We start from the raw sequence: 19,822 nt of genomic DNA on the forward strand, positions 1-19,822 counted from the left end.
ACGAGCGGCTGACGCACCTCGGCGAGCCGGTACACCAAGTGCTGTATCGCAGCCAAGCCACTACGGCCTTCGGCGAGGAGCAGCTTACGGATTTTTGCTGCAGGAAGCGCAGCTTTATAACGAACAGCACCCCATTACGGGCTTGCTCTGCTACGGGGACGGCTGCTTCATTCAACTGCTCGAAGGCGCGGTGTACCCTGTCGAGGCCCTCTATGCCAAGATCCAAGCCGATCCGCGCCACTACCACGTCACCACGCTGCGCCATGCCCCAAGTCCGCTGCGCTTTTTCGCCGACTGGCGCATGGCGCTCGTCTCCGCCGAGCCGCAAGAGATGTACTGGCTCCTCACCCACTTGGAAGCGCGCCACCAGCACTTAGTTATGCCCCAGGTGCCCATCACCCATCCGCACCTGCTGACCCTGCTCACCGCTTTCTCTGCGCAAGCGCAATCCAGTATCCGGTAAGTGTCTCGTCCAGAAAAAAGTTGACCGTTGTCCGATCCTGAAATTTTGTTGACAGTTTTGACGGTAAGATATTAACGAAATTAGCTCGATTTAAGGGGTACTTTTTGGCTGTTATAGCGCTTGGGTTTCCAATGCTTTTTCAGCGGTTGATTATTAGCGTGCGCAGCTGCGGGCGTTAAGTAGTCACAGCTCATATGGGGACGCAGATGGTTATAGTTCTGAATGCTTCTTTCCACTACCCGAGCGGCCTCTTCAAAGCTGGCAAAGACCTGATTCAGTCGAAAGTCCGTCTTCAGAATGCCGTTTACCCGCTCGGCAATCGCATTTTCGTAGGGGTCTCCGTATCGGCTTATGCTGATCGCGATGCCAGCTTCCCGAAGCGTACGGATGTACTGAAAGCTACAGTATTGACTCCCCCGATCCGAATGATGAATCAGGGTTGTTGCCTTTGGCCGTTCCTGGTGCAGCGCCATCTCCAGCGCCCGCAAGCATCCTTCACTGGTCAGCATTGGGTGCAGACAGTAGCCCACAATCAGCTTGGAATAGGCATCGGTGATCAAGGATAAATAGCCGAAGCCCAACCCGATACACAGATAGGTAATGTCGCAGACCCACACTTGTTGTGGTGCCGTGATGAGCTGATCGGACAGCAGGTTAGGATACTTCTGCAAGCCATGCGCGGAGTTCGTGGTTTTGGGTGCCGACCGCTTGTGCCGGAGCGTAAGGCCATGGGCTTGCAGCAAATTGTGCAGTTTATCGCGTCCCATTCGAATCCCGCTTTGCGCAAAAGGCTCCTGTAGTAACAGATAGAGTTTGCGCGTTCCTAACCCGGGAATTTGCTTGCGCAGCGCCACCACCAAGTCCAAGACGAGCATGGAATGGCTGTGGGCGTGCTGCGTGTAGTGTTCACGTTGGTGAAAGGCTTGTCGGCTGACACCAAACAGCTGGCAAAGGCGGGCGACGCTCACCTTGGCAATCTCGTTGTAGCGGAGCTTCTGTACTGTTTGGTACCAGACTTTTTTCGGATCGGGATCTTGAGTTCTTTCTCTGCCACCTCGATCATGGTATTCAGCGCCAGAATCAAGAGATTAGCCTGCTGCAAAGCCTGGTCGAGTTCGGCATTGCGCTGCTTTAGGGCCTGCATATCCTGCTTTTGTGAGTGCGTCATGGCAGGTAAGGTAAGCAGGCCCGTTTGGGGCTTGCGTTGGTACAAGCTCACCCAGTTTCGCAGCGTATAGCTGTTATGAATATCTAAGTCGGCCATGACTTGACTGGGATCTTCGCCGCCGAAGAGGATCCGGAACACGGCCGTTTCTCGGAGTTGCTCGCTGTATTGAAAGCGTTGCAGCAGATCTTGGAGGTGGTCTTGCATAAGAACAGTTTTAAGAGTGAAGAACTGTCAACTTATTTCCGGACAAGACACACCGTTGCCATGCTTTTGCTCGGGAGGCGTCATCATGAAGCGGCCCCCGTCATACCCTAGGTAGGGTCGTGACGGGGGCCGCTGTGTTAAAGCCGATTACAACCCATTACGGCTGAATGACTACTTTCTGGCTGCGCAAGGCAGTTCCGGGAGCAGAAAGCGTGAGGTGATAAATCCCGGCGGGCAATCCTGCTGCTGGTACGACTAGCTGGTTCAGGCCCGCGCGCAGCGCCGCTACCTGCTGCCTGACTTGGCGCCCAAGCGCGTCGGTTAGGGTCAGCGTGGCTTGCTGGGCCTCCGCGGCCTGACAGCTCACAGTGAAAGCGCCCGCCGTCGGGTTGGGGTACACGTCCCACCCAGCCGTACTGGGTTGAACACCCGCGGCGCTCAGCGGCCGCGCTACGCCACCGCTCACCACTTCAATAGCCGATACTTTGGCTTGGTCGACGCTGGCTGCGAACGTCAAGTCCAGCGCGCCGTCGCTTACGGTCACCGGCAACGTTTCGGTCGTGGCCGTGCGCGGTCCGACCTTGGCCACAATGTCGTAGTTGGCAAGGCGGGTAGTGCCCTCCACGCCGACATTGAACACCCGCTGCCCGGGCTGGGTCCAGTAGATTTCGGCAAAATGCAGCACCAGCGAGTAGGACCCGTTCGGCACCGGGAACGAGTAGCCGAACGTGCCGTTGCGCTCACTCTGGTACAAGGCCGGATCGGGCGTGTTGGCGATGGCCACGTTCTGCGCGTACCCGCTTCCGGCAATGGCGTACTGGTCGGCGGCAAATGCACCCCGGCTAGTCGTAATCGCGCTACCGCCCGCGTTAATGCGGTACACGACGGTGGCCGGACCCACCCGGCGCAGCGCCTGGGTGGGAATCAACTGCCGGCTTTGGCCGGGCACCTGGTAACTCACCAGCAGGTGCTGATCTCCCCCGTTCTGCAAAAAGTCCACGGTAAAGGCATGCGTACCGGCCCGCAGCCCAATCGTGCCCGACCGTTCCTGGTCGCCGTGCAGCCCGTCGTTGTCGACAACTAATTGCGAGCCGATATAAAGTCGCGAGCCGTCGTCGGAGAGCGTGGTGAAGGTGTACTGCCCGTCGGCGGGCACCGTCACATAGCCCGTATAGTGGACGGCGTAGCCGTAGTTGCGCTGCACGACGGCGTTCAGATCGAAGCTGGTTACAGTGCCGGTGGTCGTAGGCGTTAGACTACTAAAATTGGGCAGCGCGTCCCAAAACCCTTCGTAGTACTGGTAGTCGAGGCCGGCCACGGCATTAGCTGGATTCTCCGGGGTGCGCAGCGTGGTCGGGCTAGTGGGCGCATTCTCGCAGCTGGTGCTGGTGCCCACGGAGGCATGGGTGACGTTGTCTAGCGCCCGGTCGTCGAGCAGGGTGCTAGTGCCCGTCAGGCGCGTGTTGCACACCAGCGTGTTGTACGAGCCGGAGTTAAGATAAACGGCCTTTTCGCAGTTGACGGCCTCGTTGTTTTGCAGAATACTGCCCAGCAGCACGGGAATGCCTTCGTCGATGTAGGTGCCGTTGGGATGATATTCCAAGTAGTTCAAATACCCGTTGGGAAACACGGCGTCTACTTGGGCGGGTACGTTAGGCAGGCGAGCCGTGAGCTTGTTGTCGCGCACTTCCAAGCCGATAACCGAGGTGCCGAACGTGTTCCGATACGCGTGCTGCACGGTGTGCGCCCCAATAAAGGCGCCGGAATACGTGTCCCCGCTGCAATCCACTCGGTTACCCACAATCTGCGTGTTAAAGATAGGATTAAACCCGATCGTGACGTCTCCATCCCTTAACTGACGCTGCAAGGGCGTCAAGTCAATTGAGCCGTTGTTAGTGAGCGTATTGTCGACGATCGCCACGTCCGTCGTCGCGTTGTGGTAGAGAGTGATGCCGCGCCGGTTGTTGCTCATCGTGTTGCGCTGCACGAGCCAATTGCGGGCGCCCCACACAAAGGTGGCGTAGCGGCTGCTGGTATCGGGCACAACAGTCCAGTTCTGGTTCAGCGTCAGCGTGTTACCCACTCGACTCGCCACGCGTCGCCATTGGCCCACCCCCTTGCCCTTGACAATGGCGACAATGGCCCGGCTAAGATCATTGTTGTCCGGGTTGAGCCAGTCCTGTTCCACGACGACGGTGTTAGTTGAAGCCGAGACCACGGTCCCCACGCTTTCGAAGGTCTTGGCATTGGGTCCCCCCTCGGCAATGATGGTCTCGCCATCGTTGATTTCGCGGTCGGCCATCGCCGCTTTATTGATCACCTGGAACTGGTTGTTGAGGCAGGCGAAGTTCTCGGCGTAGTTGACTATGAGCACGTGGTTGACCTTGCCCTTCGGATAGACGGCGCTGCCGTCGCGGATGATGGTGTTGTCTTCCCACACGCCGGCGTTGGTACGGTTGAGGTTGAAGCCATCTACGCCGTAGGTAATGGTGTTGCGGGCCACGTAGTAATTGCGGCACCCATCCATCCGCACGGGCCCGTGCCCACCTTCTAGTTTCAGGTTGGCACCCTGCGTAACAATGTTGTCGGTGAAAGCAATCTTGTTGGAGCCATTGAGTTCGAGCCAAGTGCTCTCGTTGAGGGTGAAGCGGCAGTTCTTGATAAACGTCTCGGTGGCACTGCCGAGCATGTTGCGCTTGGGGTGCTCGAAGCTCAGGTCGGCCTCGTTGACGTACGTCAGGTTGAGCAGGCCCGTCAGGGTCGGGTTGTTTTCGTACAGAAAAGCCCAGGCTTGCCCGTTAACCTCTTGGCCGACGAGCTTGATCGTAGTTAGGTCGCGGCCTGCCCCGCGCAGAATAACCCGGCTCTTCAGCCGCAAAATATAGCCCATGCCGTCCAGGCGGTAGGTGCCGGCGGGCAGATCGACAATGCCGCCCCCGGCGGCCGCAGCCACATCAATGGCATTCTGAATAGCGGGGGCATCGTTGTCGATATCATTGCCCTTCGCAAAGCGGCCCCCGAGCCGGGCATCAGTTTTCACGTTGTAGACGTTGCTGGTAATCGCGGCAGTGAATTTGGCGGCCCAAGGCAGGCCGATAGCGAAAAAGTCCGGGCCGGCGGCAATGGCGGTTAACTGCTGCTCCACCTTGGTTTCGCCGCTGCCGTTGGTGACAAACACGTCGTACGTACCAGCCGGTAGGGTGCTAGGGGCCGTAACCGATAGGGTATAAGCGTCGCTGAGGCTGGCGTTGACGGTGGCTGCGTAAGGGCCAATGCGCACTTGCGTCGTGCTGCCGGGTAGCTGTAAATTGCGCCCGAAGAGCCGGAAGCGGCTGCTAGGTGCTACTTCCGGCGTATCAAAGTGTTGGCCGTACGCTTGGTTCACGGCGACGGCGGCGCTGCGGGCGCTGCCTTCCTCCACCCAAAGCTGATAACGGCCCAGCGGTGCGCTCCCGGGTACTTGCACCGTAGCCTGGCCCACGCGCTGCGTCAGCGGAATAAGCTGCTGGGTGCCCGCCGCACTTTGGAAGTAGATTTTGGCCGTCGCGCTAAAACTACCTTGCAGGCTTATGGCTTCGCCAGGCTTGGCGGAGGGGCTGCTGTTGATAATAGCGAGCTGGGCCCACGCCACCAGTGGGCAACTGTAGCTGCCAAGCAGCACCAGTAGGGCGAGCGCGACCCGACGACCCGCAGAAAAGAGATAAGCTTGTTTCATAGGAATAGTAGTAAGGGTGAATGAACATGTGTGCAAAAGCAGTAATCAACTCAAAACAACGAGTGCCATGAATACGGAAGCAGCATGCGGCTTTACTGGTCGGAATACCAAGCAGCAGGTAGTAGTCGAGTCATAAAAGCGGGGGGGCAGTTAATGGCTACCCTGCCCGGAGCCGGTTTGCGCCGTGGGGCGACCAGCCCGCTAGCCATTAACGGCGTAGTGCGCACTGGCTTTAGTGCTGAATCAGCACTTTTTGGTGCTGAGCAGGCCGTCCAGGTTCCACTAGGGTTAGGAGGTAGAGCCCCGACGCTATCCCCTCCACGGGTAGCGTGAGCTGGTTGGCACCCGCCTGCAGAACTAGAGTTTGACGTCGTACTATGCGGCCTTGAGTAGTGGCTAAGGTCAGCGTGGCGCTGCCACTACCAACGGCCGAGCAAGTCAGCAACAGGGTGGTGTGGGCCGGATTAGGATAGGTCTGCAGGACTTGAGCCCGGTTGCTGGTAGCTTGCGCAAGCGGCTGGCCTAGAGCGCGGTTACTACCGGCAGTGCTCAAAACTTCAATAGCCGATACCTTGGCCAGATCCACGCGGGCTTGAAAATCGATATCCAGCCAGCCATCCGTGACCGTAACCGGCAGCGTTTCGGTGGTGGCCGTCAAGGGTCCGACCCGGGCGACGATATCGTAGTCATCGAGGCGGGTAACGCCTTCCAGGGCCACGTCAAAGACGCGCTGGCCGGGCTGGGACCAGTAAATTTCCGCGAAATGCAGCACGACCGTGTAGGAACCGTTGGCGACGGGGAACGAGTAACGGAAATTGCCGTTGTGCTCGCTTTGGTAGAGAGCGTCGTCGGAAGTCCCGGCAATGGGCTGGGAGGTAACATAGGAGCTCCCGACATTGGCGTACTGGTCGGCCGCAAACGGGCCCCAGCTCGTGGTTAGGTCTCCCCCCCCGGCATTGATGCGGTGCAGCACGGTCGAAGTTGTCGCCGCCGGGCGCCGGAAGGCACTGGCGGGCACTACCTGCAGGGTTTGACCGGGAACTTGGTACCTGACCTCTAGTTGCTGCCCTCCCCCGTTTTGGAAAAAAGCCACGGTCAAGGCGTGGGTGCCAGCCCGCAGCCCGATCGTGCCCGACCGCTGCTGGCTGGCGTGCAGCCCGTCGTTGTCCACGACCAGCTGCGAGCCGATATAGAGCCGCGAGCCGTCGTCGGAGGTCGTGGCAAACGTGTACTGTCCGTCCGTCGGCACGGTCAGGTAGCCGGTGTACTGCACGGCGTAGCCATAGTCGCGCCGGGCCACCGTGCTCAGGTTCAGATCGGGGGTAATCCCGCTCTGCGTGGCGGACAAGCCACCGAAAGACGGCAACGTGTCCCAGAAGCCCTCATAGTACTGGTAAGCGAGGCCCGCCGTGGTGGCCGGCGGATTCTCCGGCACGCGCAACCCCGCCGGCCCGAGCGTAACGCCGCTGCGCTCTACCCGCCTTAGCCACTGCTGGTAGGCCTCCTCCTCCGTGGCGCGGGTGATCGGGTCGGGCAGGGCGGTTTGCAGAGCCGGATTGGCCTGATAGGGGCTCGGATCGCTGATATCCTTGCGTTGGCGCGAGCTGCCATTGAGGTAGCCGATCGTGTTGCCCTCCACCGTGTGGTTGCCAAAGAACGGCTGCTGGTAGTAGGAAAACACCGACATGCCGGCGAACGCGGCTTTCACCGGCACGGGCTGCCCGTTAACCACGGCCTGCGCGGCACTCACGATGAGATTATTGCGGTAGGTGAGGTGGTGCCCGCTGGCAATGTTCATGCCCGCATTCGTAGTAGCCACGATCACATTATCGTTGGCCTCGATGTACTGGGTGGCGTCGGCCGGGGTGGTCGCGTCCCCGTCGCAGTTGATGCCGGTGCCCGTGTGGTCAACCTGGCTCAGGTCGCCCACCCCAAAAGAGCCGTAGATATAATTATCGTGCACCCGGACCGGGCTTTGGGCCGTGCCGCCCGAATTGAAGAAGTTGAGGTTGTCTTCCACCAAGCTCTCGGTGGGCAGGTTCACCACGCGGTTCCAGGCGATGTCGGCACCGGCCAGCGCGTGTACCTGGTTGAGCTGCAGGAAGCTGACAAAGTCGTACTGGGACCGGAAGCGACCGTCCAGGTTCCGGGCGTCGTTGGCTACGACGGTGAGCGTGTTAGCGGCCGAACCGTCCCCACTCCACTGGTAGAGGTAGATGCCGGCCGTATTCTCCATATAATTGTGTTCCACTCGGATTGAGCGGGCCTGTACCACGTCCAAAAACCGGCCCCGGGGTTGGGTCTCATTCCCCGTGACCAAGCCGTACCCCCGACAGTGGCGCACCGTGATGTCATGCCGGGTGCTGTCGGCCAGGATCAGGGCGCCGGCGCCGGCCAGGATGCAATTTTCCAGGATCACGGGTTCGTGGGTGCGGATCTTGATGCAGGGCACCCGCGCGTCAAGACTGCGGAAGTTGCCGGAATAAGTGCCACCCCGCTTGATTTCCAGGGGCGCGCGATAGGCAACCTGGGGGGCCTGGGCCCAGGCCGGGGTGAGCTGGCAACTGGCGAGCAACGCCCCGAGCAGCCAAGGCCAGGCCCGCAGGACCGTGGCCGGGATCACTGGGCTAGCCAACTGGCGGGCAGCTAACGCTTTAACTCGTCGAAAGAAAAACCAAACTGTGGTGGAGGTGCCGTGCGGGGGTACGAGTGCAAGCATAGCGTAACGTATAAATTAGGAAAAGAGAAACAGCACACAACAAGGCCTACTCACGTGCGATAGAGCCGCACGACCTGTGGGGAGCGAGTAGAGAGCAGGCGGGGAGTAGGTAAGTAAATCGGTAACCAGGGAACGCACAGGGTGTCGGCCTGGATGGTGAATAAGGCAATCAGCGGCGCCCTGGGGCCCCGCAGCAGATACGTATAGCAGTCAATTCAATAGGGTAACGCGTCTTCTACGGGCCGCGGCGCGCCGCAGTTGTTAAAACAGAGGGGATGCACATAATCTTAATATTGGCGCCAACCTTTTCTCTGTTGGCATGCGTCTGTTGTTTTTGCTATAGAATATGTGGCTTGTCGATCACCCCCGATAAGGGGCCCTTATCACAGCTATACAGCGATGCGTTGGGCACCTGGCAATGGCCGTGGAGGGAAAGAGACGCGCTCTTCTACGACTCGTCTTTCAGACGGTGTCATTAGATGCCCCCAAGCCTATCTTTAGGGCCATGAAACACTTTTTCACCGGGTTGCTCCTAACTCTTTTACTAGGGCTGGCCGCTCGTAAGGCCCACGCCCAAACCAAGCTCGTGCTGCCGCAGGTGAGCCCCGCGGTCACGATTCGCCAGGCGTTTTCTACCTCCTTTGTCGAGTTGCGCTACTGCCGCCCTTCGCTGAAGGGACGCCAGGCCTTTAGCGGGCTGGTACCCTATGGCCAGGTCTGGCGTACGGGGGCCAACACGGCCACCACAATCCACCTGGGCGAAGCGATGCAAGTGGGTGGCCAGGCTGTGCCCGCCGGCACGTATTCGCTGTTCACCATCCCGGGTAAATCCGACTGGACGATTATTCTCAACCGCGACACGGCCCAGTGGGGGGCATATGAATACAACCAAGCGCTCGATGTGGTGCGCATTACCGCCCACGTGACCCCGCTGGCCGTGCCGCACGAAACCCTGACGCTCACCCTGGAAAACGTGCGCCCGACGGCGGCCGACCTCACCCTGATCTGGGAGAACACCCAAGTCAGCGTTCCGTTGCTGGCCACTCCGAACCACCTGATTCTGAAGCAGATTCAGCAAGCGATGCAGGGCGAGAAGAAGCCCTACTTCACGGCGGCGCTCTACTACTACCACTCCAACCAACCCAACCTCACGCCTGCCGTCGGCTGGCTCGATGAATTTCTCAAAGCGCACTTGGCCAGTGCCAGTGACCAATATGAAGGCTATTACTGGAAAGCTAAACTGCTCCAGAAGCAAGGCAAAAAGCAAGAAGCGGTGGCGGCGGTCCGGCAGTCGCTACAGTGGATCAAAGCCGATAAAAACGAAGTAGCCAAAGCCGAGTACACGCTGCTCAATCAACAACTGCTGCGCGAAGTCGGTGCCAAACCATGAGGCTGCTTGACGAGCAGATAGCGCTCTTGTCACGAAACAGAGACGATAAGGAAGGAGGTCTTATATAGCGAAGGTTTGATAGCTACTTGACATAATTCGACTTCTCGGACAGATATAAAATCAGCTCACCTTCGCGAATAAGAGTTGGATTAACTGTACCGATTTATAACCGCATAAAACTGAATGCTGCTTGAATGGCATCAATTAGCTTTAGTCGTTCCCAAATCTCTACTGGCCCGGTGACGACTAAGTGTACCATCTCTGGATCATCCTCGTCTAAAGCAAGTTGGAGTTGCAAGCGGCTAGTTGAGTCGAAGATATATTCTGCCCATTCCGGGCGGCCTTCATTCGTGCCAAGTAAGCTGTAGTTAATCGCCTCTATCTCCTCCTCTCCTAGGGAAGTGTCAACAGCGAGGGCCAGCATGGTGAGCACGGCCGTTAATTTCTGCTTCCAGATCCAAAATCCATAGTTCATAGGCATGGCCCGTTTGAGGGCATTCGCTGGTACTAGCACTTGGTGCGACTGGGTGCTAGTACCAGCGAATGCCACTGTTGGCGAGCGGATCCGGTTTGATTCCATCGGGCTTAGCGAAATCTGCTGGCTTGAGCCGCTTAAACCACGCCCGGTAGGCTTGGTAGGCACGGTGCACGACGGACCCGTCTATACTCTGCACCTGCCCCGTCTGATCGCTCAAGGCCGGATAGCAGGCAAAGCGAAAGGGAGCCCGATAGTAGAGTTGATTGATGAGAAACAGGGCTTCGACCTGAATCGAGTATTCTCGTTCCGCTTCCTCATAGATCTTTGAGGACTCGAGATTCTCCCAGCACATGATGGGCAGCCCACAGCGCCGGGTGTCGTGTTCGAAGGCCAGCAAGTGCGCAATGGCCTGCAGCGTATCGGCAACCGTGCGCAGGGGTAGTCGAGGAGGATAATCCGGCGGCTGAGCAGAACGGTCCGCCTGGCTGGCAATGCGGTAGTAGTGGGCGGTCGGGGAGGGGATGGAATCGGTTAGCACGCGAAAGAGCTTGGGATCCACTTCGACTACGTGTAGCCCCGTCGTGGTCAGGGACCGCGCGGGGTGGTCAGGCTCGGCAGAACACGCGCCTAACCAGAGGCTCATCACCAAGATAGAATGAGGACGCATGAGGCAAGGAGGAATAACCGGGGAGGATAATGTTAACAGTCCGAGTTAAGCAGGGCCTGAATATAATTTTAAAGATACAGGATAGCGCTGGGCAGAGTATTCGTATTCTTGTAATAGTTGATTGACATAATATAAATTATAAGCGAAGGCTCGGAATAAGGATAATTCTTGCTTGATTCACCCTTATAGCCGATATAGCATTTTGCTGTTGTAAGCTTTCATTCTATTCCCTTTCATGCGTTCCACTTCCGCTATCCTGCACGATATTGAGACCTTCCAGCCGCTAGAGGATGATTGGCTCGCTTTAGAGAACTTACTGCAAGAGTTGTGGCAAGAAGAACACCCTGCTGAGGCCTTGGTGCCGCTTTTTCACTTACTCGAACGTTTCCCAGAAGACGAGAGCGCCGGTGTATTATGGGGCGTACTCCATGCATTGGAAGCCTATCCCGATTACGAAGCCGAGTTGGTTGATTCCTTGCGCCGCCAGCCGACCGAACTCACGCTTACCATGCTGCGAAGAATAGCAAATGCTGGACAGGCTCTAGTGGCAGGGCATCCCATCAATAGCTTATACGAGGTGGTACTCGCTCATCCAATGGCTTCGGAAGAGGTAAAGGAGACCGCTCAAGATTATCTACAGTAGTAGAGCAAACCCCGCGTAACGTTTAAAGAACGGTGAATTACAATACGTAAAAGGCTTTGCACCTCATCTAAACCACCATTTGGCTGCATTACCTGCTAGGCTTTTCGGGTTGTTCGTTCAAGAGCGAATCAACTGTATCCGGGGTAGATAAGTCCCAGTACCACCACTTGGTTGGGTCGTTCTTTTCGGCCGCAAACCGACGCTGGTACGCCTGCTTGAACAGGTAGAGCAGGTGGTAGGCACGCTCGCGCTCGGTAAGAGGTAGAGCCAGCAGCCGAGCTACTCCCGGCACCAAGCCGTGTGTGCGCAAAACCACGCACGGGGTATACGTGGGCCGCGGGCCGCTCTCCGCAATGGCGGGCTCGATGTCCGCGGGGCAAACCTTGGATTGCTGAATCAGGTCAATTAATCCCTGCAAGTGATGCCGCTGTGCATCCGCCGGCAGCGAATGAAAATGCCCCAGCAATTCGGCGTGTGGGCGCAGACCCTGGCCAAATTGATTGAGCGCAACTTCTTCGGGTAGATTCATGCCTGCAATTACAACATTGCCCTCATTTTGGTGAACAACATCAGTCAGTTCTCCCCTAGAGGCCAGTTTATGATTGCTCGTGCACGAAAGGGCCCACCGGGATGCGTTTCATCGGGGCGTAGTCCGAGAACCACGATTATGTTGAATAGGAGGGCAAGTCGTGCTAACGTATAAGTAGCGTATTCAGCCGTGATGTAAGCCCTAGCGCTGTCCTGTTAAACCAGACCACTTCACCCGCACTGTGCCTACTCTAGCCCGCACGCCGGCCCCTGGTAGTGACCCAAGTGCAGCGAAACGGTCGTGCCTGGAACGGGCCTCGTTCAGCGGAAGAAAGGCCACGTGCAATAGAGCACCGCCCCTTGCAGCAGCGTTAGGGCTAGGGTAACCCCCCAAAAAGCGGCTTTGCGGTTTTTATGGGGGAGCAGCCACATCGCGGCCCACGCGCCGGGCGCCGCGCCCGGCAGCGTCGCTAAGTGCAGCGTTTTCTCGGCAATGCGTCGTTGACCCCGTTGGGCTTTGCGTTTATCCAGGGCGAAGAGCCCGAAACACAACAGATTGACCAACAACAGGCAGCTCAACAGGATGGTCATGGGTCGAACGACGGGATACCAGTGGAGCCGCAAGTTATGGCGTTGCAGTCAAGTTAAGAGTGCTCTAAACAGCTACGGTCTTTCGGATCGGGTTTGATAAAGGCCCGTTATCGCGCCGTAAAACAGGCACCGAGCTGGAGCTCATACGGTAGAAGTAGCAGGCTTATCGCTGGCCGAGAAGTAAAGCTTATGTTCAATAAGACGTTAAGCTGTACTTCTTCAACTACACTCTAGATCCTTCTTCTGTCCGATTAAACTAGACCACCTCAAAGTATTTGTGCCCACCCAAGTGCTTAAGAATAGCCCCCGGCCACGACACTTGAGCAGAGCGCTAAGGAAGGGCTGGCATATTGGCTTGGAGTCCTTGGAAAGAGCCTCCTTAACTAGCCGTCCGCTAGGGCACAGAGCACGAGTGTTGCTTGGCTTATAATGAAGCCAGGAGGGGTTTCATCAGGAAGCGAAATGCTGAGCTAGTACTTGCTCGACCTGCTGCTGGGTGAGCGGCTTGGTCAAGTAAGCCGCGACGGGGAGCTGGTCGGCACGCTGTTGATCGCGTGGGTCGACGGAGGTGGTGAGCATGACGACTACCACAGCCGACTGCTGCGTGAGCGGCAGTTGCTGATAGGCCTCCAAAAATTCAAGGCCACCCATCACGGGCATGTTCACATCGAGGAAAAGGAGGACGGGGCAGTGGGTGGGCTGCTGCTGACAAGCATGCAGCTCGGCTAGCGCTTCTCGCCCATTGAGAGCCACCCGGACCTGGTCGGTGACGCCCATGCGCAGCAGCAGCTTGCGGTTGAGAAAGTTGGTGGTCGGGTCGTCATCAACGAGCAGCACGCAGGAAAGCTTGGCCATAGGCAGATAATACGGACCCATGCGCTTCGATGCCGGCTTTACCGGCGGAAATATACGCGGAAAGTGGACCCTTGGCCGAGCGTACTCTCTACCTCAATGCGCCCACCGGCGTTTTCCACCATTTTCTTGACCATATATAAGCCAATACCGGTGCCTTCGACGTGGGTGTGCAGGCGCTGAAACATGGCAAAGAGTTTATCTCGCCCCTGCGACAGGTCTAGGCCCAGGCCATTATCCTGCACTTCGAGCACTTGGTAGTCGCGTTGCGGCTGATAGCGCAGGTGTACCTCGGGCACGCGCTCGGGGTGACGGTACTTGAGGGCGTTGCTGAGCAGGTTGTAGACCACCGAGCGTAAGTTCTTTTCCGAGAACGTCAGCACCAAGCTAGGGGATACCTGCACGTCGAGCTGAGCCTGAGTTTGCTCGATAAGTAGCCGCAGATCCAGGCGCACCGCCTCAATAACAACGGCCAGAGATACCGTTTCACTGGCCTGGTCGTGCTCTTTTTGCAGGCGCGAGACATCCGTCAGGTGCAAGATGGTGCGCTGAAAGCGTTTGGTCGCGTCCTGCATCAGCGTCAACATGTGAGGCACGTCGCCAACGCGGCCGGCCGCGGGCAGTTCGTGCTCGAGGGCCAAGAGCAAGCCCTCGATGTTACTGATGGGCGCTTTCAGATCGTGGGAGGCGGTGTAGATAAAGTTGTCCAAGTCCACGTTGGTGCGCGTGAGTTGGGTGTTGCTCTCGTTTAGTTCCTCGTTGCTGGCTTGCAGCTCCTCGTTGAGGGTCGCTAGCTCCTGGTTGGTGTAGGCTAGCTCTTCGTTTAGTTCCTGTACCCGGTGGCGGGTGCGCACTTGCTCCGTGACGTCGTGGGCGAAAACGTGCACACCATCGATAATGCCATGAGTTGCGCGGCGGGCCTGGTAGGTGAAGGTCCAATAAATTTCTTCGGGGGCGTGCCCCTCATGGCGGGACATCCACAAGGGTAACTCCTGCACCGTTATTGGCTCGCCCGTCTGGTACACCCGCTGAAATAACTCCGGGATGGGCGTACCCACCAGCTCGGGCAGCGCTTGCAGCAACGGTTTACCCGCCAGTTCGCGGCCGGGAAAGATTTGCTGGTAGGCTGGGTTTACCACTTGGAACACCAAGTCGGGGCCGTCGAGAATGACGAGGGGCGCAGGCGCTTGCATAAACAGCTGTACCAGTTCCTGCCGCTGCATTTCGCGCTCCTGGCGGGCCAGCACCTGCTCGGTCACGTTGAAGGCGAAAATAGAAACCCCCGCCACTTCCCCATTTTCGCGGTAGGCTTGGTAGGTGAAGTTGAAATAGTCGGTGCGGGGCGGCTGCCCAGGGGTAAGTTCCCGCACAAACGGCACCTCTTGGCCAAAGTGCGTCTCGCCAGTTTGGTATACTCGGTCCAGCAAGAGAACAAACCCCTGGTCTTGCAGCTCGGGTACGGCCTCCACCACGTTCAAGCCTACCAGCTGGCGCTCAGGAAATAAAGCCTGGTAGGGCGGGTTGACGTACTCGTAGCGGTGGGCAGGTGCGCGCAGCAGCGCCACCAGCGCCGGGGTTTGCTCGAATATCTGGTGGAAGGTTAGCCGCTCAGTGGCTTGCTGCTGGGCGGCAACCAGCAGTTCGGCTTGCAGGATCTCCGTTTGCTGCCGAGCCCGCACTTTATCGGTCACGTCCACGATGAAAGCCAACACCCCTTGCGTCTGGTCTTGTCCATCCAGCAGGGGTTGGTAGATAAAGTCTTGGTAGAGCAATTCCAGCTGGCCAGTGGCTGCATCGAGGAGGTGAATAGGCGTTTCCGTGCCAATAAAGGGCTGGCCGGTGGCGTACACTTGGTCGAGCAAGTCGATAAAACCCTGTGCCACTACCTCAGGGAATACTTCGGCTACACTGAGCCCCTGGCGGACGCGCCCGGCGGACAGTGCCTGACAGGCTTCGTTGAAAAACGAGTACTGGTGCGTCGGGCCGCTGAGGGTGGCAATAGCGGCCGGCACCTGCCGCATAATCTGGGTCAGTGAGCTTTGCTGGTGGCGCAGCTGCTGCGTGCGCTCCTGCACGCGCGTTTCCAGTTCTTGGTTGAGTTGCTGCACTTGCCGGCGAGCCTGCACCTGAGCCGTGACGTCATAGGAGAAGTCGAGCACGCCGTCGACCTCGCCCTGCGCGTTGCGCAACGGGTGCAGGTAGAGATTGAAAAACACCTGCTCGGGCTCGCCAGTACCCTGGAAGTCAAACCTGCCTTCCATTTCAGACAAGTAGACCGGCTCACCTGTTTGATACACCCGGTCGAACAAGGCGACGGCGCCTAGCCCTTCCGACTCGGGCATGGCTTCGCGAAACGGCCGGCCGATGAAAGAACGGTGCGGAAAGGTGCGCTGATAGGGCGGGTTGACAAACTGATACACGTGGTCGGGGCCGTGGTAGGTGGCCACGAAGGCCGGTAGCTGCATCACTACCTCGTGGAAGCGCAGGCGCTGCGCTTCGGCGTCGGCCTGGGCCGCGTGCTCGGCGGCTTGGCTTTCCCGCAGATGCGCCTGAGCCTGCACTTGGGTTGTAACATCTTGCGCAGAATGGATGATATTGATTACCCGGCCCTGCGGATCCAGCAGGGGGGTGTTGAGCGGTTGCCAATGGCGCTCGACGAATTGGCCGGGGTGTTCAGGGTCCGGCACATCATAGTGCTGCTGTGCCATCTCGTGTGGCTGCCCAGTAGCAAGTACTTGCTCCAACGAGGCCCGCAGGTTGTGCACACTTTGCGCCTCCGGTGTTTGGGGGTTGTCGGGAAAGACATCAAACACGTTCTGCCCCACTAAGTGTGCACGCTGCGTCAGCGTAGCAGCCAGGTACGCGTCGCTCACGGCTTCAATGACCAGCTCACGTGAGAGCAGCAGATAAGGCCGGGGCAGGGCATTGAAGAGAAGCCCTAGTTCTGGCGTAACTGGCATGGTCAGAAGTCAAGTAAGCGCGGGGTGAGTGTGAAGGTACAGTACCCTAGCAAGAAAGTACAGATTAAACCTGCTACTCCCCTGCCGAAGCAACATCTGACTCGGTTTCTGTACTTCTCAGTTCGGTGCATCCGGGGCCAGTAGCCGTCAGGTTAGCAGGTATAGCCCTCCTGAACACACTGGCCAGAAACTGTCGGTTACGTTACGTCTTTCCGTCTTAAACGGCTACTTAAGTAAGGATAGAAAAGACGCATAAGGCGCATTAAAACGTGGCTACTGAGCTGCTATTTACCCGCTAGCAGCTTTTCTTTTACTTTTAACCCAGTTTGCGCCGGCTCTTCTGTGCCAAGCGCGGCTGGTTTCCATCAAAGGGCCAGGTCTTTTATTCGCCGCTTTCACTCATGCTCTCGCCTGCCGCTGCTGCCATTGCCCCCGCCGACGTTATCCTGCAAGATTTGCTCGCCGTCTCGCTGACCGGCATTATCTTCTATACGCCCCTCTATGACCCGGCCGGCTCCGGTGACATCGTCGATTTCACCTTCGAGTACCTTAACCCGGTGGCGCAGCGCATGATGGCCATGCCGGAAATACCCTCCGTGACGCATAACCAGCAGTGGCCCCACAGCATCGCCCACGGTACATTTCAATTTCACGTCGATGCCTTCGTTTCGGGAGAGCCTCGCCAGTACAACATCAACTATCAAGCCGACGGCTACGATAACTATTATCGCCTTGCAGCCCGCCGGTCGGGAGACGGTTTGCTGGTCAGCTTTACCGATACGGCCGACCAGCCCCGCTCGCCGGTAGAAATTGCCCTGCGCGAAAGTCAGACCGCCGAGAAAACTGCCCGCGCCGACGCCGAAGCACAACGCCAGCACTTGCACGAGGTGCTGCGGCACTTGCCAGCCCATGTTGCTGTGCACGAAGGCCCAAACATGCTTTTTACGCTGGTCAACCCAGCATACCAAGCCCAGGCTCCTGGCCGCGCCTTGCTGGGCCAGCCGATCCGCGCGGTGTGGCCCGAACTGGATCAGCAAAATATCCTCGATGAGCTGGATCGGGTGTACCAAACCGGCACTCCTTATCTCGGAACCGAAGTGCCCATTCAAGTGGACTTCACACGCACCGGCCACTTGGAGCAAGTGTACTACAACTTCGTTTTTTTAGCGTTACACGACGCGGCCGGACAGATTTATGGCGTGCTGAATTTCTCCTACGACGTGAGTGAGCAAGTGCTGGCCCGCCGACAGGTGGAACAGCTCAATCAGGAACTGGAAGCGCGCGTACAAGAGCGCACCGAGCAGTTGCAGGCTATCAACCAAGAACTAAATGCCAGTAATACCCAGCTCACGCGCACCAACGTGGACCTGGATAACTTCATCTACACGGCCTCGCACGATCTGAAAGCCCCCATCAGCAACTTGGAAGGATTGCTTCAACTGTTGCAAGACGAGTTGCCGGCGGCCGTGTTGCAAGGCGAATACATTGGGCCCACACTTACGCGTATGGTCGAGGCAGTAGCGCGCTTTCAGCGTACCATCGAGCACCTGACGGAAGTCTCCAAGCTCCAGAAAGAGCATACTCCAACCGCAGCGGCCGTAGACCTGGCCGCCGTTGTGGAAGGCGTGTGCCTAGACTTGGCGCCGCTGATTGATGAGACCCACGCGGCCGTGGTAGTCCAGGTTGCCGACTTCCCACCCGTGTTGTTTGCCGAAAAAAACCTGCGCTCGGTGGTCTACAACTTGCTCAGTAACGCCCTCAAGTACCGTCACCCCGACCGGCGGCCCCACATAGACGTGCGGGCCCACGTGCGCGTCGGACAGACCGTGCTGGAAGTACACGACAACGGACTGGGCGTGGAAATCGCCCACCTCCCCAAGCTCTTTGGTATGTTTCAGCGCTTTCATGACCATGTCGAGGGTACCGGTATTGGCTTGTACATGGTCAAGAAAATCGTGGAAAACGCTGGAGGCCGCATTGAGGTGCACAGTCAAGTCGGCGCCGGCACCACCTTTTTTGTTTACTTGCCCCAACCGGCCGATAAATCGTCCCTAGTGGAGCTCTCTTAGTGCTTGTTGTATGTCCCCGCTTTCCTGTACGCTACTCGTTGATGACGACGAGACGACCAATTACCTGAACCAGGCGCTGCTGCGCCGTCTAGCTATTACCGATACCATTCTGGTGGCTACCAACGGCCAGCAAGCACTCGACTTGCTGCACATCCATTGTGAGCAACTGGCTTCGCCAACTTGCCCAGCCCTGATTCTACTCGACATGAAGATGCCCGTGATGAATGGCTTACAGTTCCTGGAAGCTTACCAGCAGCGAGCTTCGGGAAGGCCTGCTGTGGTCATCATGCTCACCACTTCCCTTAACCCAAGTGACGTAACCCAGATGGAACGTCTACCTATTGCGGGCTACCTCACCAAGCCACTCACCAAAGAGAAATTGCAGCAGGTCTTGCAGGCGCATTTTTAGAAGCCCAACGGCCTGTATCTGGTTGGCGTACAACACACGCTACGGCTCCAATCCAGCCAGCAGTAAGCTGGCAGCTACTAGGTACAGTTCAGCCTTGTCTTTGCAGACAACAGCGAGGTAGTCCAAACCCGTGTTAGAAGGCGTGAACGTACCACTTATAGAATGGATGCGCTCTGCCTGCTTGAGGCCACCGAGCGTTGACTCGGCAAGAAAACCTAGTATCAAAGGCTGTCGACATAGCTCAACATCTCATCGGTTTCAGGCCCTCTCCCCTCTGCTATCTATTCTGCGATAAAAGCGCTAGAAACCAGGGCTAAGAAGTAGGTTCAGAAAGAAAACAGAGACTGTCTTTGTGACCCCAACTTTCTAAGCCACGACAAGGAGGCGTATATAGTGCGCATTTTCGTGTCGCAGAAAGCCTTTAGCTTTTGCTAATACCTTAGTAAACCACCGTTTTCCTGAACGGAAGTAGGGCCGGGAAAGTCCTAGTTCAAATGGCATAGGGACGTTTAGCGGTAGTTATCCAGATTCACGGGTTCCGTAAACTTGAAAATGAGCCCGTGGCCGTGACTGTCGCGGGGGCTACCGAAGGCCTCCCGGTGCTTGCTAACCAATTCCCAGGGCACTTCCACATGCTCGCCGTGGGTCCGGCCAGCGATGGAATAGGCGTGCCCCCGCAGCACGAGCGTAAACCCAATGGCACCCATTTTTAAGCGGGCATCTGGGCAGAACTGCATCCGGCTCAGTGTCTGCTTGAATCGGCGTAGCTCGGCCGCATTCAGGCGATACGTGCCCGCATTATTGCGCATAGTGACCGACTCAATCGCCTCCACGGCGACGAAGTCCTTGAATCGGTAGTCGGCTCGTGCGCTGCAACCGGAGAGCCCCAGCAGGCATAGCCAGCAAACAGCGCGGATAAGAACCATCGGGCACGTGCTGATGTGGTGCTGCGCAAGGTACTCAACA

Annotated in this window: 16 protein-coding genes; 5 read left to right on the plus strand and 11 right to left on the minus strand. The window is 57.7% G+C overall.

Annotation, left to right across the window (positions count from 1 at the left end):
• The first annotated feature begins 94 nt into the window (after window positions 1–94).
• Window positions 95–463: a BLUF domain-containing protein gene (locus tag P1X16_RS27560; RefSeq protein WP_277235811.1), complete on the plus strand. Its 369-nt coding sequence runs from the start codon at window positions 95–97 to the stop codon at window positions 461–463.
• 80 nt (window positions 464–543) lie between these two features.
• Here the strand turns inward: P1X16_RS27560 and P1X16_RS27565 are convergent, their stop codons facing one another.
• The 4 genes from P1X16_RS27565 to P1X16_RS27580 form a co-directional block, all read right to left on the minus strand.
• A complete protein-coding gene (locus P1X16_RS27565) occupies window positions 544–1,431 on the minus strand; it encodes an IS3 family transposase (RefSeq protein ID WP_277235813.1) in 888 nt (295 codons plus the stop codon).
• Window positions 1,428–1,835 carry a transposase gene (locus P1X16_RS27570; protein ID WP_277235815.1) on the minus strand — a complete coding sequence of 136 codons (408 nt, stop codon included), beginning with the start codon at window positions 1,833–1,835 and terminating at the stop codon, window positions 1,428–1,430. Before P1X16_RS27570 ends, P1X16_RS27565 begins: the two co-directional genes overlap by 4 nt.
• A 157-nt stretch (window positions 1,836–1,992) precedes the next feature.
• Entirely contained in the window at window positions 1,993–5,550 is a 3,558-nt protein-coding gene (locus P1X16_RS27575) for a malectin domain-containing carbohydrate-binding protein (protein ID WP_277235817.1), read from the minus strand.
• Between the two features lie 232 nt (window positions 5,551–5,782).
• On the minus strand, window positions 5,783–8,269 hold the full coding sequence (locus P1X16_RS27580; protein ID WP_277235819.1) for a malectin domain-containing carbohydrate-binding protein: 2,487 nt from the start codon (window positions 8,267–8,269) through the stop codon (window positions 5,783–5,785).
• A gap of 505 nt (window positions 8,270–8,774) precedes the next feature.
• Between P1X16_RS27580 and P1X16_RS27585 the strand changes: the two genes are divergently transcribed.
• Window positions 8,775–9,659 carry a DUF2911 domain-containing protein gene (locus P1X16_RS27585; protein ID WP_277235821.1) on the plus strand — a complete coding sequence of 295 codons (885 nt, stop codon included), beginning with the start codon at window positions 8,775–8,777 and terminating at the stop codon, window positions 9,657–9,659.
• A gap of 163 nt (window positions 9,660–9,822) precedes the next feature.
• On the opposite strand, the gene P1X16_RS27590 is transcribed toward P1X16_RS27585, so the two are convergent.
• On the minus strand, window positions 9,823–10,239 hold the full coding sequence (locus P1X16_RS27590) for a hypothetical protein (RefSeq protein WP_277235823.1): 417 nt from the start codon (window positions 10,237–10,239) through the stop codon (window positions 9,823–9,825).
• Entirely contained in the window at window positions 10,190–10,804 is a 615-nt protein-coding gene (locus P1X16_RS27595; protein ID WP_277235825.1) for a hypothetical protein, read from the minus strand. The genes P1X16_RS27590 and P1X16_RS27595 overlap by 50 nt, the downstream gene beginning before the upstream one ends.
• 235 nt (window positions 10,805–11,039) lie before the next feature.
• Between P1X16_RS27595 and P1X16_RS27600 the strand changes: the two genes are divergently transcribed.
• Window positions 11,040–11,447 carry a hypothetical protein gene (locus tag P1X16_RS27600; protein WP_277235826.1) on the plus strand — a complete coding sequence of 136 codons (408 nt, stop codon included), beginning with the start codon at window positions 11,040–11,042 and terminating at the stop codon, window positions 11,445–11,447.
• Window positions 11,448–11,535: 88 nt separating this feature from the next.
• Here the strand turns inward: P1X16_RS27600 and P1X16_RS27605 are convergent, their stop codons facing one another.
• From P1X16_RS27605 to P1X16_RS27620, 4 genes are all read right to left on the minus strand, one after another.
• Complete coding sequence (locus tag P1X16_RS27605) at window positions 11,536–11,976, minus strand: DUF5958 family protein (protein WP_277235827.1); 441 nt, start codon at window positions 11,974–11,976, stop codon at window positions 11,536–11,538.
• Between the two features lie 320 nt (window positions 11,977–12,296).
• The gene (locus P1X16_RS27610; RefSeq protein WP_277235828.1) at window positions 12,297–12,566 is read right to left on the minus strand and encodes a DUF1294 domain-containing protein; all 270 of its coding nucleotides are present in this window, start codon (window positions 12,564–12,566) and stop codon (window positions 12,297–12,299) included.
• Between the two features lie 450 nt (window positions 12,567–13,016).
• Complete coding sequence (locus tag P1X16_RS27615; protein ID WP_277235829.1) at window positions 13,017–13,421, minus strand: response regulator; 405 nt, start codon at window positions 13,419–13,421, stop codon at window positions 13,017–13,019.
• A gap of 38 nt (window positions 13,422–13,459) precedes the next feature.
• The gene (locus P1X16_RS27620; RefSeq protein WP_277235831.1) at window positions 13,460–16,378 is read right to left on the minus strand and encodes a PAS domain-containing protein; all 2,919 of its coding nucleotides are present in this window, start codon (window positions 16,376–16,378) and stop codon (window positions 13,460–13,462) included.
• A gap of 401 nt (window positions 16,379–16,779) precedes the next feature.
• Between P1X16_RS27620 and P1X16_RS27625 the strand changes: the two genes are divergently transcribed.
• Window positions 16,780–18,447 (plus strand): PAS domain-containing sensor histidine kinase, encoded by a 1,668-nt coding sequence (locus P1X16_RS27625; RefSeq protein WP_277235833.1) that lies wholly within the window; start codon window positions 16,780–16,782, stop codon window positions 18,445–18,447.
• Window positions 18,448–18,457: 10 nt separating this feature from the next.
• Window positions 18,458–18,856, plus strand: a complete 399-nt coding sequence (locus P1X16_RS27630) for a response regulator (RefSeq protein ID WP_277235834.1) — start codon at window positions 18,458–18,460, stop codon at window positions 18,854–18,856.
• A 509-nt stretch (window positions 18,857–19,365) separates the two neighbouring features.
• Here P1X16_RS27630 and P1X16_RS27635 read toward each other — a convergent pair.
• A complete protein-coding gene (locus P1X16_RS27635; protein ID WP_277235836.1) occupies window positions 19,366–19,782 on the minus strand; it encodes a hypothetical protein in 417 nt (138 codons plus the stop codon).
• Between the last annotated feature and the right edge of the window lie 40 nt (window positions 19,783–19,822).

The organism is Hymenobacter sp. YC55 (assembly GCF_029433095.1).
In the GTDB taxonomy this organism is placed as follows: Bacteria; Bacteroidota; Bacteroidia; order Cytophagales; family Hymenobacteraceae; genus Hymenobacter.